Source organism: Flavobacterium sp. GT3R68, assembly GCF_007109225.1.
In the GTDB taxonomy this organism is placed as follows: domain Bacteria; phylum Bacteroidota; class Bacteroidia; order Flavobacteriales; family Flavobacteriaceae; genus Flavobacterium.
This window is the reverse complement of record NZ_VJZK01000003.1, coordinates 446,306-463,556: the sequence shown is the minus strand read 5'-3', so window position 1 is coordinate 463,556 and position 17,251 is coordinate 446,306. Positions and strand designations below refer to the sequence as shown.

The following is a 17,251-nucleotide window of genomic DNA, read 5'->3' as shown; positions in this document are numbered from 1 at the left end:
ATTCTTTTGGAGTGGCTATCTCTATTAAAAATTGCGTTAGATTCTTGAGTTTGCGGTATGGTTGCTACTAACGTCCCGCGGCTCTCAAGAAGTTGGGGAAAACACCCACAAACTCTTCGGTTATTCACGGATTTCAAAAGTACGCAAGAATATTCAAATTCAAGACCTAAACCCCAATTTCTTGAAGCCGCTGTTGTAGGAAGCCCTTTTAGTACTATTACTCATTTTTAAGTAGTTAATTTTGTCTCGTCTTATATAATGCTAACTTTAGTATGTTGTTAAGCGTTTTTAATACTCATAGTTTTGCATACTTTAATTAGCAATGAAAGAAAAATCTAAAATATTAATAAATTTTGGTGATAAAGTCAGAGAAGTCAGAACTAAAAAAGGACTTTCTCAGGAACAGCTTGCTCATATTGCAGACGTTCATAGGACTTATATTGGCATGATTGAAAGAGCTGAAAAGAATATTACTCTTATTAATATTGAAAAAATTGCTAATGCTCTTGGAGTTAATATAAATGAGTTAATCAAATGACAGCAGAACAAATAGAAGAATTACGTGTTGGATTACAAGAGAGTTTTGATTTATTAGTTGATAAGATTAGTACAATTCAAATAGGTACTAAAGAACAATTTCCTTTTGGATGGAGAAAAGCGGCTAAAGGGAGAACTGTTTGGAGAATTTTAGAAGAATTAATTACTCAAAATTTAGAGCAATATCATACAGAGTTTAAATTACAAAGTATAGTTCCATCTGAATCTGAGGTGTCAGTTTATGATTTTGAATGCAAAATAGAAGGTAACGATACGCCAATATTTATAAATATCAAATCCGCTGTACTTGGTGGAAGAAAAAATAAGGATGATATTTCAAAAGCTGTAGGATTAGAGGAATTTTATGCTACTGATATTACAAAAACTTTTTTCATCGGCACTTTTTTTATAAAGTTTAATGATGATATGACAATTGAAATTGACCACGCAACAGTTTTTCCTTTGGCTTGGATTAAAGATATTTATGTAAATCCAAGTAATAATGGGAACTTACAATCTGCTTATTATAAGGATATTAATGATGCAGTAAGAAGGTCAAATTCAGATTTTCATAAATTATTTATAGATGCATTAGGATATGGACAAAGTAAAAAGAATGCAAAACCAGGAGATATTATTAGAGAACCGAATGGAAAATATAAAAAAAAAATAAATAATAGATGGAAGGAAGTCGATGAAAGTGGAGAAGAATCTTAATCTTAAACTCTTTTCGATAAATTTGAAGCAAAATCTTCAATCTTATTAATAATATTTTTGTCCAAATTTAGGTTTGTATAAATAATTAAATTTATTTCTTTAATAGCTTCGTCGATATTTAAATTTGAATTAATAACATCTTTTGAAATCAGCGACAATTTTCTTTTTTCATCAATTGTAAATGGTATAATCGGTAATTGAGAAATATAGCCTGATGTAACCATATTCGATCTAATAAGTATCCCTCTTACTAAATAAGTAATTAAGTGGCTATTTAAATATGACAACATCCAAAAAATATCTTCTTTTGCAGTAAATATATTAGGGTTTACTCCAAATGTGGAGTTTTCTGGTAAATAGCAAGCACTAAAAGTTAAGCCCATTGATGAGCAAGTAATGCCCTCTTTAAAAACAAATTGCTTATTTCTAACCATAAAATCTTTAACGGTTAAAGATTCCTCCATAAAGTGATTAATTAGATACGCATCTTCAATAGTTTTAAATTTTTTGGAGCCTGGATTTTTATAAAAAGGGATTTCATAGCCCTTTTTTCGTTCTTTAGATAAGTATTTTTTATCATTACCTGTTGATATTCCTGTAATACAATCAAAAAGCTGTCCTAACCTTGGATTTTTAAACAATGCTAAAATATCTGTATCAATATCAATTATAAATTGATTTGCAGTTTTTTGTTTGCTTAAAACTATATTATCTAAATCAGTTGTAATAAATTCTCTTTTTTCAAGAATATTCTGTAAATGATTTGAATTTTTAGGTCTATTAACTATTTCAATTTTATCTTGAAATTTTGTGCCTTTTTGTAAAATTAAAATACAAGTTCTTACATCGGCTTTTTGAGACCAAAATAAATCATTAGGACACAGGATTAATTGGTGAATTGAACATTCGTCAAGTATTTGTTGCCTTAATCCAGAGTGCATAGTAGAAGTTAAAAACGAATCTGAAATAATTACTCCAATTAAAGCACCTTCCTTTGCACAATCTATAATTGCAGATAAAAACATAGAATACATATTATGTACACCAACTTTTAGAAAAATGTTTTTTAGTTCATTTTTATTGTTTTTTATATAGTCTATTTCGTGACAATTATATGGGGGATTTGCAATATAATAGTCGTATTCTAAATCTATATTGCTTTCAAAAAACAATGACTTTTTTTGCTCTTTATAAAACTCTATAAAATCTTGTTTTTTAAAATTTGAATATTGAATATTACCGTGTTCTATAATGTCAAAACTATCAATATATTTACCGTGAATGAAAAAAGTTTTAAGTAATTCTTCATCGCCAACAGCAGGGTCAAGAACTTTTCTTCCAAATGGGTTCAATCGTAATAATTGGGAGCTTAAATATTCGGATATAAAATTAGGCGTAGAGTAATACCCAGAATCTCTTTTGTCTATTCCGTTAGAATTTATTAGTATTTTCTCAAATCTACCCATTTTGTTTCGCTAATTATAGTATGCAAATTTAAGTGTTTATTTTTAAAATAGCAAGTATTAAATTTTAGGTTTCTTTTCAACGTTCTGTGTAGCTTAAGGGTTTCCTACAACTAGTATATATCGTCAAATGTATACATCTTTTTACAACTTTTAATTACTCTCTAATCTTTTTCTTATTGTTGTCATCAACCATTCTATCCAGCGGACTTACAATTTTATCAAACGCTGTCTTCGTTAAATGCGTATAAATCGTCGTCGTCTTGATGCTCGAGTGACCCAAAAATTGTTGGATATACCGGATATCCGTGCCGTTCTCCAACAAGTGCGTCGCAAAACTATGACGAAGCGTATGTACAGTAGCTTTCTTTTCTAACTTCGCCTTCTTCAACGCATCGCGCATCACCTGCTGAACACTTCCGGCCGAATACGGTTCTCCCGCAAATTGCCCCTCAAAAACATACTGCCTCACACCATACAACTGCCGGTAGTATTCAAGCGAACCAACGATTGAGTAGGGCAGCATCACCATCCGGTCTTTCTTTCCTTTGGCGTTTTTAATGTGAATTTTATGCTCGTCAAACAAAATGTCCCTCCATTGCAATCCCACAATTTCACTCACCCGAAGTCCGGCGCCATAGCCGATCAGCAATAACAATTTATGCTTCGGATTGTCCACCACCTGAAAAATACGCAGACATTCGTCCATCGTTAAAACCGTGGGTAATTTCCGCTCTTTCTTCGGTCGGGGCAACTTGAGTTCAAAAGCCGGAACGCACAATACTCTTTGGTAATAAAACAGCAACGCATTCACCATACTGTGTCCCGAGGAAGCCGAAAGTCCGCGCTCCATCAACGAACCCAGATATCTTTTAATTTCGGGCTGACTGATATCCGAAGGGTTTCTGAAATCATGCTGCCGCAGAAACTGAATAAAGGAACTACAATAGGTCTTTAAGGTCGAACTGCTATAATTCAGCGCTAACACCGTATCAACCATATCCGACACATACGCTTGGGCGCCTTCCGGAACCTGATCAAAAATCCGCGCTTTGGTATTCCGTAAATCCAACTGTTTCCGGTTGGGCAAATGCTGTTTCTTCAAGTATCCTTTCGGAAGCCGACTGTCAATCAGCACTAAACTGGGTTCAAAATGCAACAACAATCCTTCATAAACCGTAGGCGCCGCCGGCAGTAAATAACAGTTCTTCGTTGTACTGTACCGCACCATCGAAAAACGTTTGATCTTTTCCTTCAGAACAACCAGCGCCGGAACATAAACTTCCATCCACGCCAAATCTTCGGGATGCGGGGAAATGACAATACGTTCCCCTTTAAAGGTGACTTCCTTGCTATAATAATCCTCAGGGAAAAACGGAACGGTTCCCAAAATAACCTCCACTTCCTGTTTCAGCTTCGGATGCCGCAATACCATATACACCTTATAATTTGAATTCCAAAATACGCCTTTCAAACCCAGTAGTTCCTTACTGACCGTTTGATGGTAATGCATTCTAAAAACCCAATACTTACCAATATTCTCCAACAATTGTAATCGCATCTTGGTTGCAAACGAATAAGGATCCGTTTTATGTCCAGGGTTGTTTTGACTGATTTCAAAACCTGACTGATGTTCGCTTTTAGCTATGGGTGGAAGGTCACGGCTTTCTAAATTGCCGGCCACCGGATACGATGTTTTAATTTCTGAAGAACTGGGTAATTCAATAATAAGATCGGCAAAGTGATCTTTTAGTTTCGCATAAGAAACCGAATTGTAATCAATATACCAACAGGTATGTGTTTTGCTGTAACGGGCATCCAGTGATTTTAATTTTGAAATGACTCCCGAATCATAAGGGAAATAAATTCCAATCCAAAAAGCATCACGATGCCAGATTTTCTTGAGTGTAATAGACATATAGGCGTATAAAGGAAGGTACTAAGATAAGCAATTATTGTGGTATACGAAAACCACAGAGCTATAGAATAGATGAAATAAATTCGGGAAATCATAAAAGATTTCGATAGTAGAATAATAGGTGACCAAACTTGGTAATCACCCTATTTTCTAAGAACACCCAATCAAGCTATGATACACCGGAGCGCTGCGAACCCACAGTTTTTATTTGTATTTACTCAGTTCTAAAATTTTGACCGCCTCAAGATTTGTCCAATTGATTGCTTTGATTTTTTTGTTATTTGTCAATGCTGTTAGCACAAGATCGTAACCTACCGAATAGCCACCCCAAACAGGATAATTTCTTGAACCAAACATTACCTCCATTTGATAGCTGATGTCTTCACTTTGCAAGTTCGGCTTAATTTTATTCCATAAGTCCGATTTTTGATTTTCAGTCAAAGAGATTGTCCAGGGAGCTATTACATTTGGGTAAAGCATGTGGGCGAAATAATCGCCTCTTCCTTCAAATACCAAGTAGTCAAGAAGTGTCCATTTGGTTGATTTTCCGAAGTTCATATTTGTCCAATAGGCGTGATTAAATTCGTGAGCGACAGCATACTCAAGCATATTTTCCCAACCCGCTACATCGGGTTCAATTGTCAAAATGATTTGTTTTGAACCTGCAGTCAAGCCCATTATTCCAGTCATTCCTTCTATAAGCTGCCTACTATCAGGGTTTACAGGAATTATGTAAATGGTCAAACTGTCATTGTCAATATTTTGTCGACTCTTTTTTAGTGCTCCAGCTATTTTAGCCTTTATAGTTTCTTGATTTAGGGAAATTCTGTCAATTGATTTTTTTAATTCAGAAGTGTTTTTTATTGGCGTTGCAAGAAAATCCTTTACAATGTATCCATATTCACTTTTTTTAAAGTATTTGTCATAGATTGAGGTATGTATGGTTTCTTTATAAATGCTGTCTGCACTTTTATTGTCCGCCTTTGCTTTGTTTAAGAAGGTTGTATAAAAGTCAGTTAAGAAAATAATTTTGTCTGAAGTCGTTTGTCCAAATGTCGGTACCAAGTTTGCTAATAATATAACTGTCAAGAAAGTGGTTTTAATAATTTTTCTCATTGCTAATTTTCGTTTTGTTTATTGACGTTTAACTTGTTAAAATGTTACAAAGTGTGGTGTACTAAAATTACCGTTAACATTCGCCGACTTGCCGCGGCCTCCCCAAACCCCCACAAATACAAACCAAACTTTAAGTTATCAGCGTATTTTCTAAAGAAACACCGAGTTAAGCCACTAGCTTCGCTCCGTTCGCCCTCCGGGCTCGGGTGAGGGAAACCCCTGTTATAAAACGTTTCTTAATTTTCCGCCCAATTTTTTATAATTTCATTTCTATTGTACGGTTTATTTATACTTCTCCTTCAGAGTTGGCATCAAAATCAACCATCCATTCAATTCCGTATTTGTCCCGAAACATCCCAAAACAAGAACCCAACGAACTGTTGTCAATAGGCACTTCTATACTTCCGCCTGCCGAAAGTCCGCTGAATAACTTGTCGGCTTCTTCACGGCTTTCAGCGCTGATTGATATTTTGGATCTGTTTTCATTTTCATTGACCCGGCCCATGCTTTCCGGAACATCATTACCCCTCAGGATATTTTTACCGATAGGCAAAGCAATATGCATTATTTTATTGGCTTCCTTTTCTGCTATCGGATTTTCAGGACTGGATAAATCCTTGAAACGCATAATCCTTGCGAACTCTCCTCCAAATACGGATTTGTAAAAATTAAAAGCTTCTTCGCCATTCCCGTTGAAGTTAATGTGAGGATTGATAAGTGCCATAATTTTAATTTTTTAAATGGTTGAATGTGTTCTGGAAAACAAAAGCGGGAACTAAGATAAGGAATTATTGCGTTCAAGAAACCCCTGAGCCATAGGATTAGTAATAAGAAAGGGTAGTACTCTTCAATCACATGTTTTGCAAATCTAACCCGGAATGGCGATTTCAAACAGGAAGTCCCAGATTCAATGGGAAAAAACGCCCGAGATACTATTATGACCTGCTTTAAAATTCACTATAAAAAGTTTTATTTCCAATATCGAGTTTCCGAATATGCCTGCTTAAATTTTGTCTGCTTAAAATAGTAGTATGGTCGCTGTAAAAAATAGTTACCTTTTTGCCTAACATTTCATTTCGTAAGTCTTCCAGATCGAATCGATTTTCCAAACCTCTGTTTATATAGAAGCTGGTGTCATTTTCTGCTAAATTAAATGAGATGTCTTTTATTCCACTTTCCCCAATTTGGGTTACAACCCCTTCCGTTTTTTTACAATCCCTTTCTGAAATTTCATAACTTTTATATTCAGTTATTAAAAGAGACGCCACTAATATAAAAAAACCTCCAATCAAGGTGATGACGCTAATTAGAATTATTCTTTTCATAAGTTTTCATTTGTTTATAATTCTGTTCCGGAAAATAGCCCATAATTAGTATAGACGCCAAATGTATACATCTTTTTTTAACTTTAAGTTTCCCAAAAAAGATTAATAAAAGGTAAGTTATAGCTACTTGAAAGCTATCCCATTATCTCCGTAATTTTTCGTAATTTTATTAGTCTAAATTTTTATTATGTATCTGGAATTCAATATCGAACATTCCATTTTGGTACCCGTTATTACAGAGGTAATGGTTTCTTTATTACTGGTACTCGGAGGATATTTTTATGGTAAGTATCGCGAACGACAGAAAGAAAAAGGAAAAAACCTCGACGAATACGATTTCTACCCTTTTGAAGTCGATAACAATAATTTCCCTCAATTCAGTATCAAGGATTTTCGGCTCGCCGTGCATTATTTCCTTAAAAACAAAGATTACACAGCCGCCCGCCAACTCATCTTCATCGGTGAACAAAATCATGTAAGAAATCATTTGGAATCAGCTGAACTAAAACAGTACGAAAAATTATATCACACGTACCACGGATCTAAAATCGAATATGATAATAATGAATTTCTCGAAAACTACAAACGTATTGTCCATCTGCTCGGACTGACATTCAAAAATATGGGGATCGAAATCCTCTTGCACAACCTGATGAATCCTGCCCGCTCCATCATGGAAATAGAAAATGGGGAAGTGACCGGAAGGAAAATCGGAATGGGTACGACAACACTCGTACTGGATCTGAAAAAAAGAAAGGAACTGAAAGAAGACAAGTTAAATTATGAATTAAATATAGGGTCAAGAAGATTCAAATGTACTACCATTCCAATCTATAGGGAAAATTACGGTTTAATAGGAGCGATCTGCATCAATATCGACATCAACTATATTAATGAGGGTGTCCTGAAGACTAAAGACCGATTGCACGAGTTCTTTAAAAATTATTGTGCCACCGAAATGGCTCTGGATGAGAATATCCTGAGCAAGGACGAATTCGAAAAGGCAAAAAACGGAAAGAAACATTGGAGAGAACACTAAATACATTAATAACAACAGTATTTAATCCCTATCAAAAATAAAATCTGCGAATTTGCGGTAAGAAAGATCCCAATTCAAACAGTATTTAAAATCTGCGAATTTGCGGTAAGAAAGATTCCAATTCAAACATTATTTAATCCCTATAAAAAATAAAATTTGCGAATTTGCGGTAAGAAAGATCCCAATTCAAACATTATTTAATCCCTATAAAAAATAAAATTTGCGAATTTGCGGTAAGAAAAAAAAACCAAATTCTGTTAACCTTTAACAACTTAAATATAAAAAAATGGCAAAACAAATTTTTATCAATTTAGCAGTGAAAGACCTGCAAAAATCTGTGAATTTTTATACGGCATTAGGCTTCACAATCAATCCTCAATTTTCGGACGATACTGGAAAGTGCATGGTCTGGAGTGACAACATCTTCGTAATGATTCTGACACACGAAAAGTTTGCATCCTTTGCAACAAAACCCATTGCAGACACAAAATCAAATGTAGCGGGACTTTTTTCATTATCGGTTGACAGTGTTGACGAAGTAAATACAATGATGGACAATGGACTGAAAGCGGGTGGAACGGAACCTAACGAAATGCGGGATTATGGTTTTATGCAACAGCGGACTATCGAAGATTTTGACGGACACACTTGGGAGCCTTTCTATATGGACATGTCAAAAATTCCAACACAACAACCAACGCGTCAATAAAACAGAAAACCCTAATACACCTCTTTTAAAAGGTTTATTTGGGTCCTGAAAATTCATGCAAGTTTTTTACCGACTTACATTATTCATAGAAATATTCCGTAGTGGTGATGTCGCCATTAAAATCGTCACTGCTGGTTATAGGATAACCCGCCGCATTATACGTGTAAGTCTCAGTAGAGAAAGTGGAGCCATTAACCTCTGAAGTAATATTGTGGTTAATACCATCCGCGCCTGAATGTATAATAGATGATGAAATTGTAGCGGTACTTCTTCTGCAATATCGCTTTCGCAAATAGTTATATGGCTTCTCAATTGCCTCCTTTCTAACAACATCATTAAATCCCTAAATCCGTGACATCTGTATCATCTGTGTTCTGTTTTAAAGATAGGATCATAAGATTTATGCCCCGTAACTAAAAACAATGCCTCTATTACTGAGATACATGCCTCCTGCATTTACAATTATCCCTCCACGTTTTACAATTATTGCTCCCCGTATTGCAATTATGCCTCCCCGTTTTACAATTATTGCCCCCCGATTTACAATTATGGCTCCCCGATTTACAATTATTGCGCCCCGATTTACAGTTATTGCTCCCCGTTTTACAATTATGCTTCCCCTATTTGCAATTATTACTCCCCGTTTTACAATTATGCTTCCCCGATTTGCAGTTATTGCTCCCCAACTTAGAGATATGCGACCCCGGTTTGTATAATTAGCTATCCAATAGTAAATCTGCGAATTTGCGGTGAAAAAAATCTAATCCGCAAGTTGATATATAATTATTCCAAAGTAAATTCGTGAATTTGCGGTTAAAAAAATTCCATCCGCAAGTACATTTATCTCCAGCCAACAGTAAATCTGCCAATCCGCGGTAAAAAAAATCTCATCCGCATCTAAAAATATCCAAAAACCAGACTTTCAAATCACCAAATAATATCCTACTTTAGCCTCCTCTAAAAAGTTTATAGAATGATTAGCGAAGCCGACTTCCAAAATGAACTGCAATTAATAATTTCCAATGCCATCCGCGAAGATGTAGGGGAGGGCGATCACAGTTCCTTAGCCTGTATTCCCGCCGATGCCAAGGGAAAAGCCAAACTGCTCGTCAAAGACCAAGGCATCATTGCCGGAGTCGAATTCGCCAAAATGATATTCAATTACGTCGACCCGGCTCTGGAAGTGGAAACAGTAATCACAGATGGAACTCCGGTCAAACATGGCGACATCGTCTTTTACGTTTCCGGAAGCTCCCAGTCTATCCTCAAAGCCGAACGTTTAGTACTCAACTCCATGCAACGCATGTCGGCCATCGCCACAAAAACAAATAAATATGTTGTGCTGTTGGAAGGAACCAATACCAAAATCCTCGACACCCGCAAAACCACTCCGGGCTTCCGTGCCGCCGAAAAGTGGGCGGTGAAGATTGGTGGCGGCGAAAATCACCGCTTTGCTCTCTACGACATGGTGATGCTCAAAGACAATCACAATGATTTTGCAGGCGGAATCACTTTGGCTATAGCCAAAACAAAAGCCTACCTGAAAGAAAACAACCTCGACCTGAAAATCATAGTCGAAGCACGGAACCTCCAAGAAGTAAAAGAAATACTCGCATCTCAAGGCGTCTACCGAATCTTATTGGACAACCTCGATTACGAAACCACCAGAAAAGCCGTAACTTTAATAGGAAATACGTGTCTCACCGAATCCTCCGGGAATATCAATGAGAATACCGTTCGTCTTTATGCCGAATGTGGTGTCGATTACATTTCATCCGGAGCATTGACACACTCCGTTTACAATATGGACCTGAGCCTAAAAGCATTTTAAATCATGTCACAGGAATTTGAAGAAAAATTCGAGAAAATCCCCATAGTGCGGAATCTGGTCCGTTCAATGAAACGGAAAAAACTGGCGTGGCTCGAAGGCATGTCACTTTATGATTTGATTGAATTATACATCATCGGAATCGTAGAAAGCGGCTTCTCCTATCATGCGAGTTCGATTGCCTTCAGTTTTTTTATGGCACTGTTTCCTTTTGCGCTGTTCATGCTGAATTTAATCCCGTACATTCCTATTGAAGGGTTCCAGGAAGATTTCCTGAAATTCGTCGAGGAAGGGGTTCCGCCAAATACCTATGATGCCATCGCGTCCATTCTCAATGATATCCTTCACAACAGTCACTCCGGATTACTGTCCACCGGTTTTTTCCTGTCTATTTTCCTGATGGCAAACGGTCTCAACGGAATTCTAGGCGGATTCGAATCGTCCCGCCACGTGCTCATCAAACGGGGGTTCTTTCATCAGTATTTCGTAGCGCTCGGCATATCGCTGGCATTATCCTTTCTGCTGATTGTGACTATTGCCGCAATTGTGGTCTTTGAGGTGTTTATCCAGAAAACCGTTTTCCACGATGTCCTAGGTGAATACGTATCATTCATTATCCTGGGACGGTATATATTCGTTATCCTGATGATTCAGGCAACGATTTCGATACTGTTTAAATTCGGTACCATCCGGGAAAAGAAACACTCATTCATTTCAGTCGGCTCGGTATTTACAACGGTATTGATTATTTTGGATTCGTATGTCTTCGGGGTTTGGGTACTGCGCTTTTCAAAATACAACGAACTGTACGGTTCCATCGGTACGCTGCTGATTATGATGTTTTACATTTGGGTCAACTGCGCGATATTGCTGCTGGGTTTCGAACTGAACCATACCATCAACAGATTAAAAATAAAGAAAGAGCCTGATAATTAGGAGCTATTTCCTGCTGTCCGCTGTATCTGCGCAAAAAAAGCGCAGGATGCCGCTTCCATCAGGGCTAAAAAAAACCATACCATGAGAAAAGAAATCTTTACCATTGCAGTATTGTTCCTGTTAAGCATTTCCACCCAGGCACAAACCGTAGTCGGAAAATGGAAAACCATCGATGATGAAACCGGAAAGCCTAAATCTATTGTCGAAATCTACGAGAAATCAGGTAAAATCTACGGCAAGGTAATCGATATTCTGGAGGCAGAGCATAAAAAAAAGGTATGCAGCAACTGTTCGGGAGACGATAAAAACAAACCCATCCTGGGAATGGTGGTCATTAAAGGACTTTCCAAACAGGGCAACGAATACCGCAACGGAAAGATTCTCGATCCCAAAAACGGGAAACTATACAAGGCCATCGTCGCTCTCGAAAGCAAAGACAAACTTAAAGTCAGAGGCTACATCGGAATATCCCTTTTAGGACGTACCCAATATTGGTACCGACTCAAAAAATAATATAAACAGTCACTTAAATGCAGTTCTTCGTCGAAGTAATTTTACCGCTTTCCCTTGCCAAAACGTTTACGTACAGCGTTTCGGAAGCCGAGTATCAGTACATCAAAAAAGGAATGAGACTGGCTGTTCCTTTTGGCAAAAGTAAAATTTACACCGCGTTGGTTATCGAAACCCATCAAAACCAACCGACTTTATACGACGCCAAGGAAATCCATCAGATCCTGGATGAAAAACCCATAGTCACCGAAATCCAGATTGCACACTGGCAATGGCTTGCTTCGTATTATATGTGTGCCATCGGAGATGTTTATCGGGGAGCAATGCCGAGCGCCTTACTGTTGGAAAGCGAAACGGTCATCTCTCCAAAACCCGATGTTACGGTAGATGAAACCCAGCTTTCCGATGACGAGTATTTGATTTTTGAAGCCCTAAAGCGACAGAGTTCGCTGAAAGTACAGGATATCATGTCCATTTTAAACAAGAAAAACATCTTCCCGGTGATCCAGAAACTGGTGGATAAAAATATACTGGTGCTCAACGAAGAAGTTCAGGAAAGCTACAAGCCCAAATTGGTACGTTACGTTCGCCTGAACAGCAAATACGAAACGAATGAAGGTTTGGGCGAATTACTGGAAACGCTCAAGAGCGCCAACAAGCAAAAGGAAATTGTACTCAGTTATTTCCAGATCACTGCTTCCGATAAGAGCCCCATCACAGTTAAAAAACTGACCGAAGCGGCCGATTCTTCTTCAGCCATCGTAAAAGTATTAATTGAAAAAGAAATCTTTGAAGAATATTTTTTGCAGGAAGACCGGGTAAATTTTTCCGGCAAGGCAAATGAAAATGAAATGCTTCTGAGCGCCGCCCAGCAACTTGCTTTTGATGAGATTAAGGATAATTTCACCCAAAAAGAAGTTTGTTTGCTGCACGGAGTTACCTCAAGCGGGAAAACCCAAATCTACATTAAACTCATCGAAGAATACATTGCGACCGGAAAACAAGCCTTGTACCTGCTGCCCGAAATTGCACTGACTACCCAATTAGTAGGACGACTTCGCGCTCACTTCGGAAATAAAGTGGCCGTATTCCATTCCAAATACAACAACAATGAACGTGTTGAGGTTTGGAACCAGGTTCTGGAGCAATCCGAAAAAGCACAAATTATAATAGGAGCCAGATCGGCGTTGTTTTTACCTTTTTATGATTTAGGATTGGTAATTGTTGACGAGGAACACGAACAGACCTTTAAACAAATCGATCCCGCGCCGCGGTATCATGCGAGGGACGCTTCCATCGTGCTGGCTAATTTTTATAAGGCAAAAGTGCTTTTGGGTTCGGCAACGCCAAGTATTGAAACCTATTTCAATGCACAATCCGGTAAGTACGGACTGGTCGAAATTTCCGAAAGATACGGCAATGTCATGATGCCAGATATCGAATTGGTGGATTTAAAAGACAAATACTTGCGGAAAAAAATGTCAGGTCATTTTAGCGACACGTTAATAGAAGAAATTACAACTACGTTGTCTTTGGGTGAGCAAGTGATTTTGTTTCAAAACAGGAGGGGCTATTCGCCTTTACTGGAGTGTATGACGTGTGGTCATGTACCGCAATGCCAGCAATGTGACGTAAGTCTGACCTATCACAAACACAAAAATCAATTGCGTTGTCATTATTGCGGTTATTCAATTGCAAAACCTACTAATTGCCCGGCTTGTTCAAGCGTAGATTTAACGACCAAAGGTTTCGGTACCGAACAGATCCAACAGGAATTGACCACTCTTTTTCCAAGTCATAAAATCGGAAGAATGGATCAGGACACGACGCGGGGGAAATTTGGTTTTGAAAAAATCATCGACAGTTTCAAGAATAGGGAAGTGGATGTTCTCGTTGGTACACAAATGCTCGCCAAAGGCCTGGATTTCGACAATGTCACCTTGGTCGGAATCATGAATGCAGATAACATGCTGTATCATCCGGATTTTAGGGCTTTCGAACGAAGTTTCCAAATGATGACACAGGTTTCCGGTCGGTCGGGTCGTTCCGAAAAACGCGGAAAAGTAATTATTCAAACGTACAATCCGAATCATAATACGATCCAGCAGGTCACCAATAATGACTATGCCGGAATGTATTCGGAGCAGATTTATGAGCGGCATATCTACAAATATGCTCCTTACTTCAAATTAATAAAACTGACCTTAAAGCATCGTGATTTTGATAAGCTGAAGGAAGGTGCCATGTGGCTGTATCAGGTCATGCAACAAAATCTAAACATGCCGGTACTGGGTCCTGAAGAACCGCCAATCAGCAGAATCAGGAATGAATACATCCGGACCATCATGGTTAAAATCCCGTTGAATGGGTCAATAGGAAGCACAAAAAAAACTATCCAGAAAATGTTGAATAGTTTTGAAGCTGTACCGCAATACCGGTCGATAAAAATTACTGTAAATGTAGATTTCTAACCAATAGCCAGTGCTTTAACGAGATCTTCTTTCTTGTTTCTGCTAAGGGGAATTTTTGTAATTCCGATTTCGGCAAACTTGCTGTTAAAGCGCTCGACCTTATCAATATTAATGATATAGGATTTATGAACCCGAATGAATTTATCTTTCGATAAATCTTTTTCAAACGATTTCATGGTAGAGAGCACTAAATTGCTGTCGTCTTCCGTAACTACTTTTACATAATCGCCAAAAGCTTCAATCCACTTAATTTTAGCAGTGAAAATTTTCAATTTTTTCAGATTGCTTTTAATGAAGATATGCTCACCTTCTTCTTCGTGGTTTTCTTTTCTGAGCATGTGTAAATCCATCGCACGTTTTACCGCAGCGTTGAACCGATCCAGGGCAATAGGTTTTTGAAGGTAGTCCGTAGCATCATAATCAAAAGCCTTCATGGCATATTCCGCCTTTGAGGTAATGAAAATAATCTGCGGTTTGACTTTTAGAACATCCAAGAAATCAAACCCACTGATGACCGGCATTTCTATATCTAGAAACATCAGGTCAACATCATGTACAGCCATGCAATTTTTAGCTTCAATTGCATTAGAATAATCACCAATTAAATGTAGGTTTGGATGATTATTTACTAACTTCGCGATAATCATTCTTTGAATGGAACTATCATCTACAACGACACAATTTAGTTTCATAATTTCACCTATTTTAGATTCGGACCTTATAAAAGTATTTGTTTTTTTTTAATAATCCTAAAGAAAGATTAAATTTATTTGCAGTACATCGAATAAAGTTCGTTAACGCTTGTGGGATTAAATAAATTGATTACTTTTGCAGCCAAATTAACATTTAAAATAATTTTTTATGAATCATTATGAAACTGTTTTCATTTTAAATCCCGTTTTATCTGAAGTTCAGGTAAAGGAAACAGTAAGCAAATTTGAAGATTTTCTTACTAGTAGAGGAGCAGAAATGGTATCAAAAGAGGATTGGGGCCTGAAAAAAATGGCTTACGAAATCCAACACAAAAAAAGTGGCTTTTATCATTTATTCGAATTCAAAGTAGCAGGAGAAGTTCTTATTGCATTTGAAACTGAATTTAGACGTGACGAAAGAATAATGCGTTTCTTAACTGTAAGTTTAGATAAACACGCAATTTCTTGGGCTGAGAGAAGAAGAACAAAATTAAAAGCATCTAAAGCGTAATCATTATGTCAACATTACAACAATCAGCTTCAGGAAAAAAAGACGGGGATATCAGATATCTTACGCCTTTGAACATAGAAACAAACAAGGCAAAGAAATATTGTCGTTTCAAAAAATCTGGTATCAAATATATCGATTATAAAGATGCAGATTTCTTATTGAAATTCGTGAATGAGCAAGGAAAAATTCTTCCTCGTCGTTTAACAGGAACTTCATTAAAATACCAAAGAAAAGTGTCTGTTGCTGTTAAAAGAGCACGTCATTTAGCTTTAATGCCATACGTGGCCGATTTATTAAAATAATATAAACTCAGTTGTTGGTTTCCCGGTAAGCGGAACCTAACTTCTATAATAAGGACAACAACATGGAACTTATCTTAAAAAAAGACGTTCAGAATTTAGGATTTAAAGATGACGTAGTTACTGTGAAAAACGGTTACGGTCGTAACTTTTTGATTCCACAAGGATTTGCACAATTGGCAACTTCTTCTGCAAGAAAAGTATTAGCTGAAAACCTAAAACAAAGAGCGCATAAAGAAGCTAAAGTGGTAAACGATGCGAAAGCATTGGCTGAAGCTTTAAAAGCTATCGAAATTAAAATTTCTGCAAAAGCAGGTGGTGAAAAATTATTCGGTTCAATCACGAATATTGATATCGCTGAAGCTTTAGCAAAAGGTGGTCAGGAAATTGATAGAAAATTCATCACTAGCGGTATCGTTAAACGTACTGGTAAATATAGCGCAAGCGTTAGATTACACAGAGATGTAATCGTTGAATTACCTTATGAAATCGTTGCTGAAAAATAATATTTTCAATAACTGAAAAATAGAGTCCCGATGAAAATCGGGACTTTTTTTTGAAGTCATTGCGAGGAACGAAGCAATCTCCTCAAAAAAATTTACTTTAACATTAATTAAAATCAGGAACAGATAACTTCGTTCCTCGTAATGACATGAAATATGCAAGACTAACCAAAGAGCAGTTTGATGAACTGACTCCAGAATTCAGTACTTTTTTAGCAACCCAGACAATTGACAAGGCCGAATGGGATGCCATCAAAGCCGAAAAACCTGAAGTTGCAGAGCAGGAACTTGATGTGTTTTCAGATTTAATCTGGGAAGGGGTTCTCTCCCGAGCGGAATATCTGGAACATTTTTCTAAAAACCATATTTTCCTGTTCCAGTGTTTTGAAAGCGAAATCAAATCCATCGTTCTGAAATCGGCAGTACCAGAAACTGATTTTCTTTCCAAAGAAGGGCTGCAATGGCTCAGTGATAATATGTTTACCGAAAACGTTGAAATGCAGTTAGGAAAAAAAGAATATACTGAGGAGCGGAATGTATCCCTTTTTGCTCTGATTCAGCAAGGTGCCTTTTTGAGCGACGGTCAATTATACAAGCAAATAAATTCGATTATTGAATCTTAAATTATAGCGTTATTTATTTTGAATTGGCTATTTTAGTATTATATTTCATGATAC

19 protein-coding genes are annotated in these 17,251 nt (G+C 37.1%); 12 read left to right on the top strand and 7 right to left on the bottom strand.

All coding sequences use genetic code 11. The features are described from left to right. The first annotated feature begins 322 nt into the window (after positions 1 to 322). Positions 323 to 538 carry a helix-turn-helix domain-containing protein gene (locus tag FNW07_RS08570; RefSeq protein ID WP_126745344.1) on the top strand — a complete coding sequence of 72 codons (216 nt, stop codon included), beginning with the start codon at positions 323 to 325 and terminating at the stop codon, positions 536 to 538. Further along, positions 535 to 1,254, top strand: a complete 720-nt coding sequence (locus tag FNW07_RS08565; RefSeq protein ID WP_126745345.1) for a hypothetical protein — start codon at positions 535 to 537, stop codon at positions 1,252 to 1,254. Before FNW07_RS08570 ends, FNW07_RS08565 begins: the two co-directional genes overlap by 4 nt. 2 nt (positions 1,255 to 1,256) lie before the next feature. Here FNW07_RS08565 and FNW07_RS08560 read toward each other — a convergent pair whose 3' ends face one another. The 5 genes from FNW07_RS08560 to FNW07_RS08540 all read right to left on the bottom strand — a co-directional run bounded on the left by FNW07_RS08560 (position 1,257) and on the right by FNW07_RS08540 (position 7,076). Continuing rightward, complete coding sequence (locus FNW07_RS08560; RefSeq protein ID WP_126745346.1) at positions 1,257 to 2,720, bottom strand: N-6 DNA methylase; 1,464 nt, start codon at positions 2,718 to 2,720, stop codon at positions 1,257 to 1,259. A 154-nt stretch (positions 2,721 to 2,874) separates the two neighbouring features. Continuing rightward, positions 2,875 to 4,635, bottom strand: coding sequence for a tyrosine-type recombinase/integrase (locus FNW07_RS08555; protein WP_126745276.1), 1,761 nt, complete (start codon positions 4,633 to 4,635; stop codon positions 2,875 to 2,877). A gap of 204 nt (positions 4,636 to 4,839) precedes the next feature. Beyond that, positions 4,840 to 5,751: a DUF2268 domain-containing putative Zn-dependent protease gene (locus FNW07_RS08550; protein ID WP_126745275.1), complete on the bottom strand. Its 912-nt coding sequence runs from the start codon at positions 5,749 to 5,751 to the stop codon at positions 4,840 to 4,842. A 286-nt stretch (positions 5,752 to 6,037) separates the two neighbouring features. Next, the gene (locus FNW07_RS08545; protein ID WP_126745274.1) at positions 6,038 to 6,475 is read right to left on the bottom strand and encodes a VOC family protein; all 438 of its coding nucleotides are present in this window, start codon (positions 6,473 to 6,475) and stop codon (positions 6,038 to 6,040) included. A 223-nt stretch (positions 6,476 to 6,698) separates the two neighbouring features. Then, a complete protein-coding gene (locus FNW07_RS08540) occupies positions 6,699 to 7,076 on the bottom strand; it encodes a hypothetical protein (protein ID WP_126745273.1) in 378 nt (125 codons plus the stop codon). 187 nt (positions 7,077 to 7,263) lie between these two features. On the opposite strand from FNW07_RS08540, the gene FNW07_RS08535 reads away from it, so the two are divergent. Both FNW07_RS08535 and FNW07_RS08530 read left to right on the top strand, forming a co-directional pair. After that, on the top strand, positions 7,264 to 8,115 hold the full coding sequence (locus FNW07_RS08535; protein ID WP_126745272.1) for a PAS domain-containing protein: 852 nt from the start codon (positions 7,264 to 7,266) through the stop codon (positions 8,113 to 8,115). Between the two features lie 286 nt (positions 8,116 to 8,401). Beyond that, complete coding sequence (locus FNW07_RS08530) at positions 8,402 to 8,824, top strand: VOC family protein (protein WP_126745271.1); 423 nt, start codon at positions 8,402 to 8,404, stop codon at positions 8,822 to 8,824. Positions 8,825 to 8,903: 79 nt separating this feature from the next. Here FNW07_RS08530 and FNW07_RS08525 read toward each other — a convergent pair whose 3' ends face one another. Continuing rightward, a complete protein-coding gene (locus FNW07_RS08525) occupies positions 8,904 to 9,116 on the bottom strand; it encodes a hypothetical protein (protein WP_126745270.1) in 213 nt (70 codons plus the stop codon). Between the two features lie 681 nt (positions 9,117 to 9,797). Here FNW07_RS08525 and nadC point away from each other — a divergent pair. From nadC to priA, 4 genes are all read left to right on the top strand, one after another. Continuing rightward, positions 9,798 to 10,655, top strand: a complete 858-nt coding sequence (gene nadC, locus FNW07_RS08520) for a carboxylating nicotinate-nucleotide diphosphorylase (protein ID WP_126745268.1) — start codon at positions 9,798 to 9,800, stop codon at positions 10,653 to 10,655. A 3-nt stretch (positions 10,656 to 10,658) separates the two neighbouring features. Then, positions 10,659 to 11,588, top strand: a complete 930-nt coding sequence (locus tag FNW07_RS08515) for a YihY/virulence factor BrkB family protein (protein ID WP_126745267.1) — start codon at positions 10,659 to 10,661, stop codon at positions 11,586 to 11,588. Positions 11,589 to 11,669: 81 nt separating this feature from the next. Beyond that, complete coding sequence (locus tag FNW07_RS08510) at positions 11,670 to 12,101, top strand: DUF2147 domain-containing protein (RefSeq protein ID WP_126745266.1); 432 nt, start codon at positions 11,670 to 11,672, stop codon at positions 12,099 to 12,101. Between the two features lie 17 nt (positions 12,102 to 12,118). Further along, positions 12,119 to 14,569: a primosomal protein N' gene (priA, locus tag FNW07_RS08505; RefSeq protein ID WP_126745265.1), complete on the top strand. Its 2,451-nt coding sequence runs from the start codon at positions 12,119 to 12,121 to the stop codon at positions 14,567 to 14,569. Here priA and FNW07_RS08500 read toward each other — a convergent pair. Beyond that, positions 14,566 to 15,261: a LytTR family DNA-binding domain-containing protein gene (locus tag FNW07_RS08500; protein WP_126745264.1), complete on the bottom strand. Its 696-nt coding sequence runs from the start codon at positions 15,259 to 15,261 to the stop codon at positions 14,566 to 14,568. The genes priA and FNW07_RS08500 overlap by 4 nt on opposite strands. Positions 15,262 to 15,430: 169 nt before the next feature. Between FNW07_RS08500 and rpsF the strand changes: the two genes are divergently transcribed. From rpsF to FNW07_RS08480, 4 genes are all read left to right on the top strand, one after another. Beyond that, positions 15,431 to 15,772 (top strand): 30S ribosomal protein S6, encoded by a 342-nt coding sequence (rpsF, locus tag FNW07_RS08495; protein ID WP_144265622.1) that lies wholly within the window; start codon positions 15,431 to 15,433, stop codon positions 15,770 to 15,772. A 5-nt stretch (positions 15,773 to 15,777) separates the two neighbouring features. Next, positions 15,778 to 16,074 (top strand): 30S ribosomal protein S18, encoded by a 297-nt coding sequence (gene rpsR, locus FNW07_RS08490; RefSeq protein WP_126743063.1) that lies wholly within the window; start codon positions 15,778 to 15,780, stop codon positions 16,072 to 16,074. Positions 16,075 to 16,136: 62 nt separating this feature from the next. Continuing rightward, complete coding sequence (rplI, locus tag FNW07_RS08485; protein ID WP_126743062.1) at positions 16,137 to 16,577, top strand: 50S ribosomal protein L9; 441 nt, start codon at positions 16,137 to 16,139, stop codon at positions 16,575 to 16,577. A 146-nt stretch (positions 16,578 to 16,723) separates the two neighbouring features. After that, positions 16,724 to 17,197, top strand: a complete 474-nt coding sequence (locus FNW07_RS08480) for a DUF6495 family protein (protein WP_126743061.1) — start codon at positions 16,724 to 16,726, stop codon at positions 17,195 to 17,197. Positions 17,198 to 17,251: the final 54 nt, after the last annotated feature.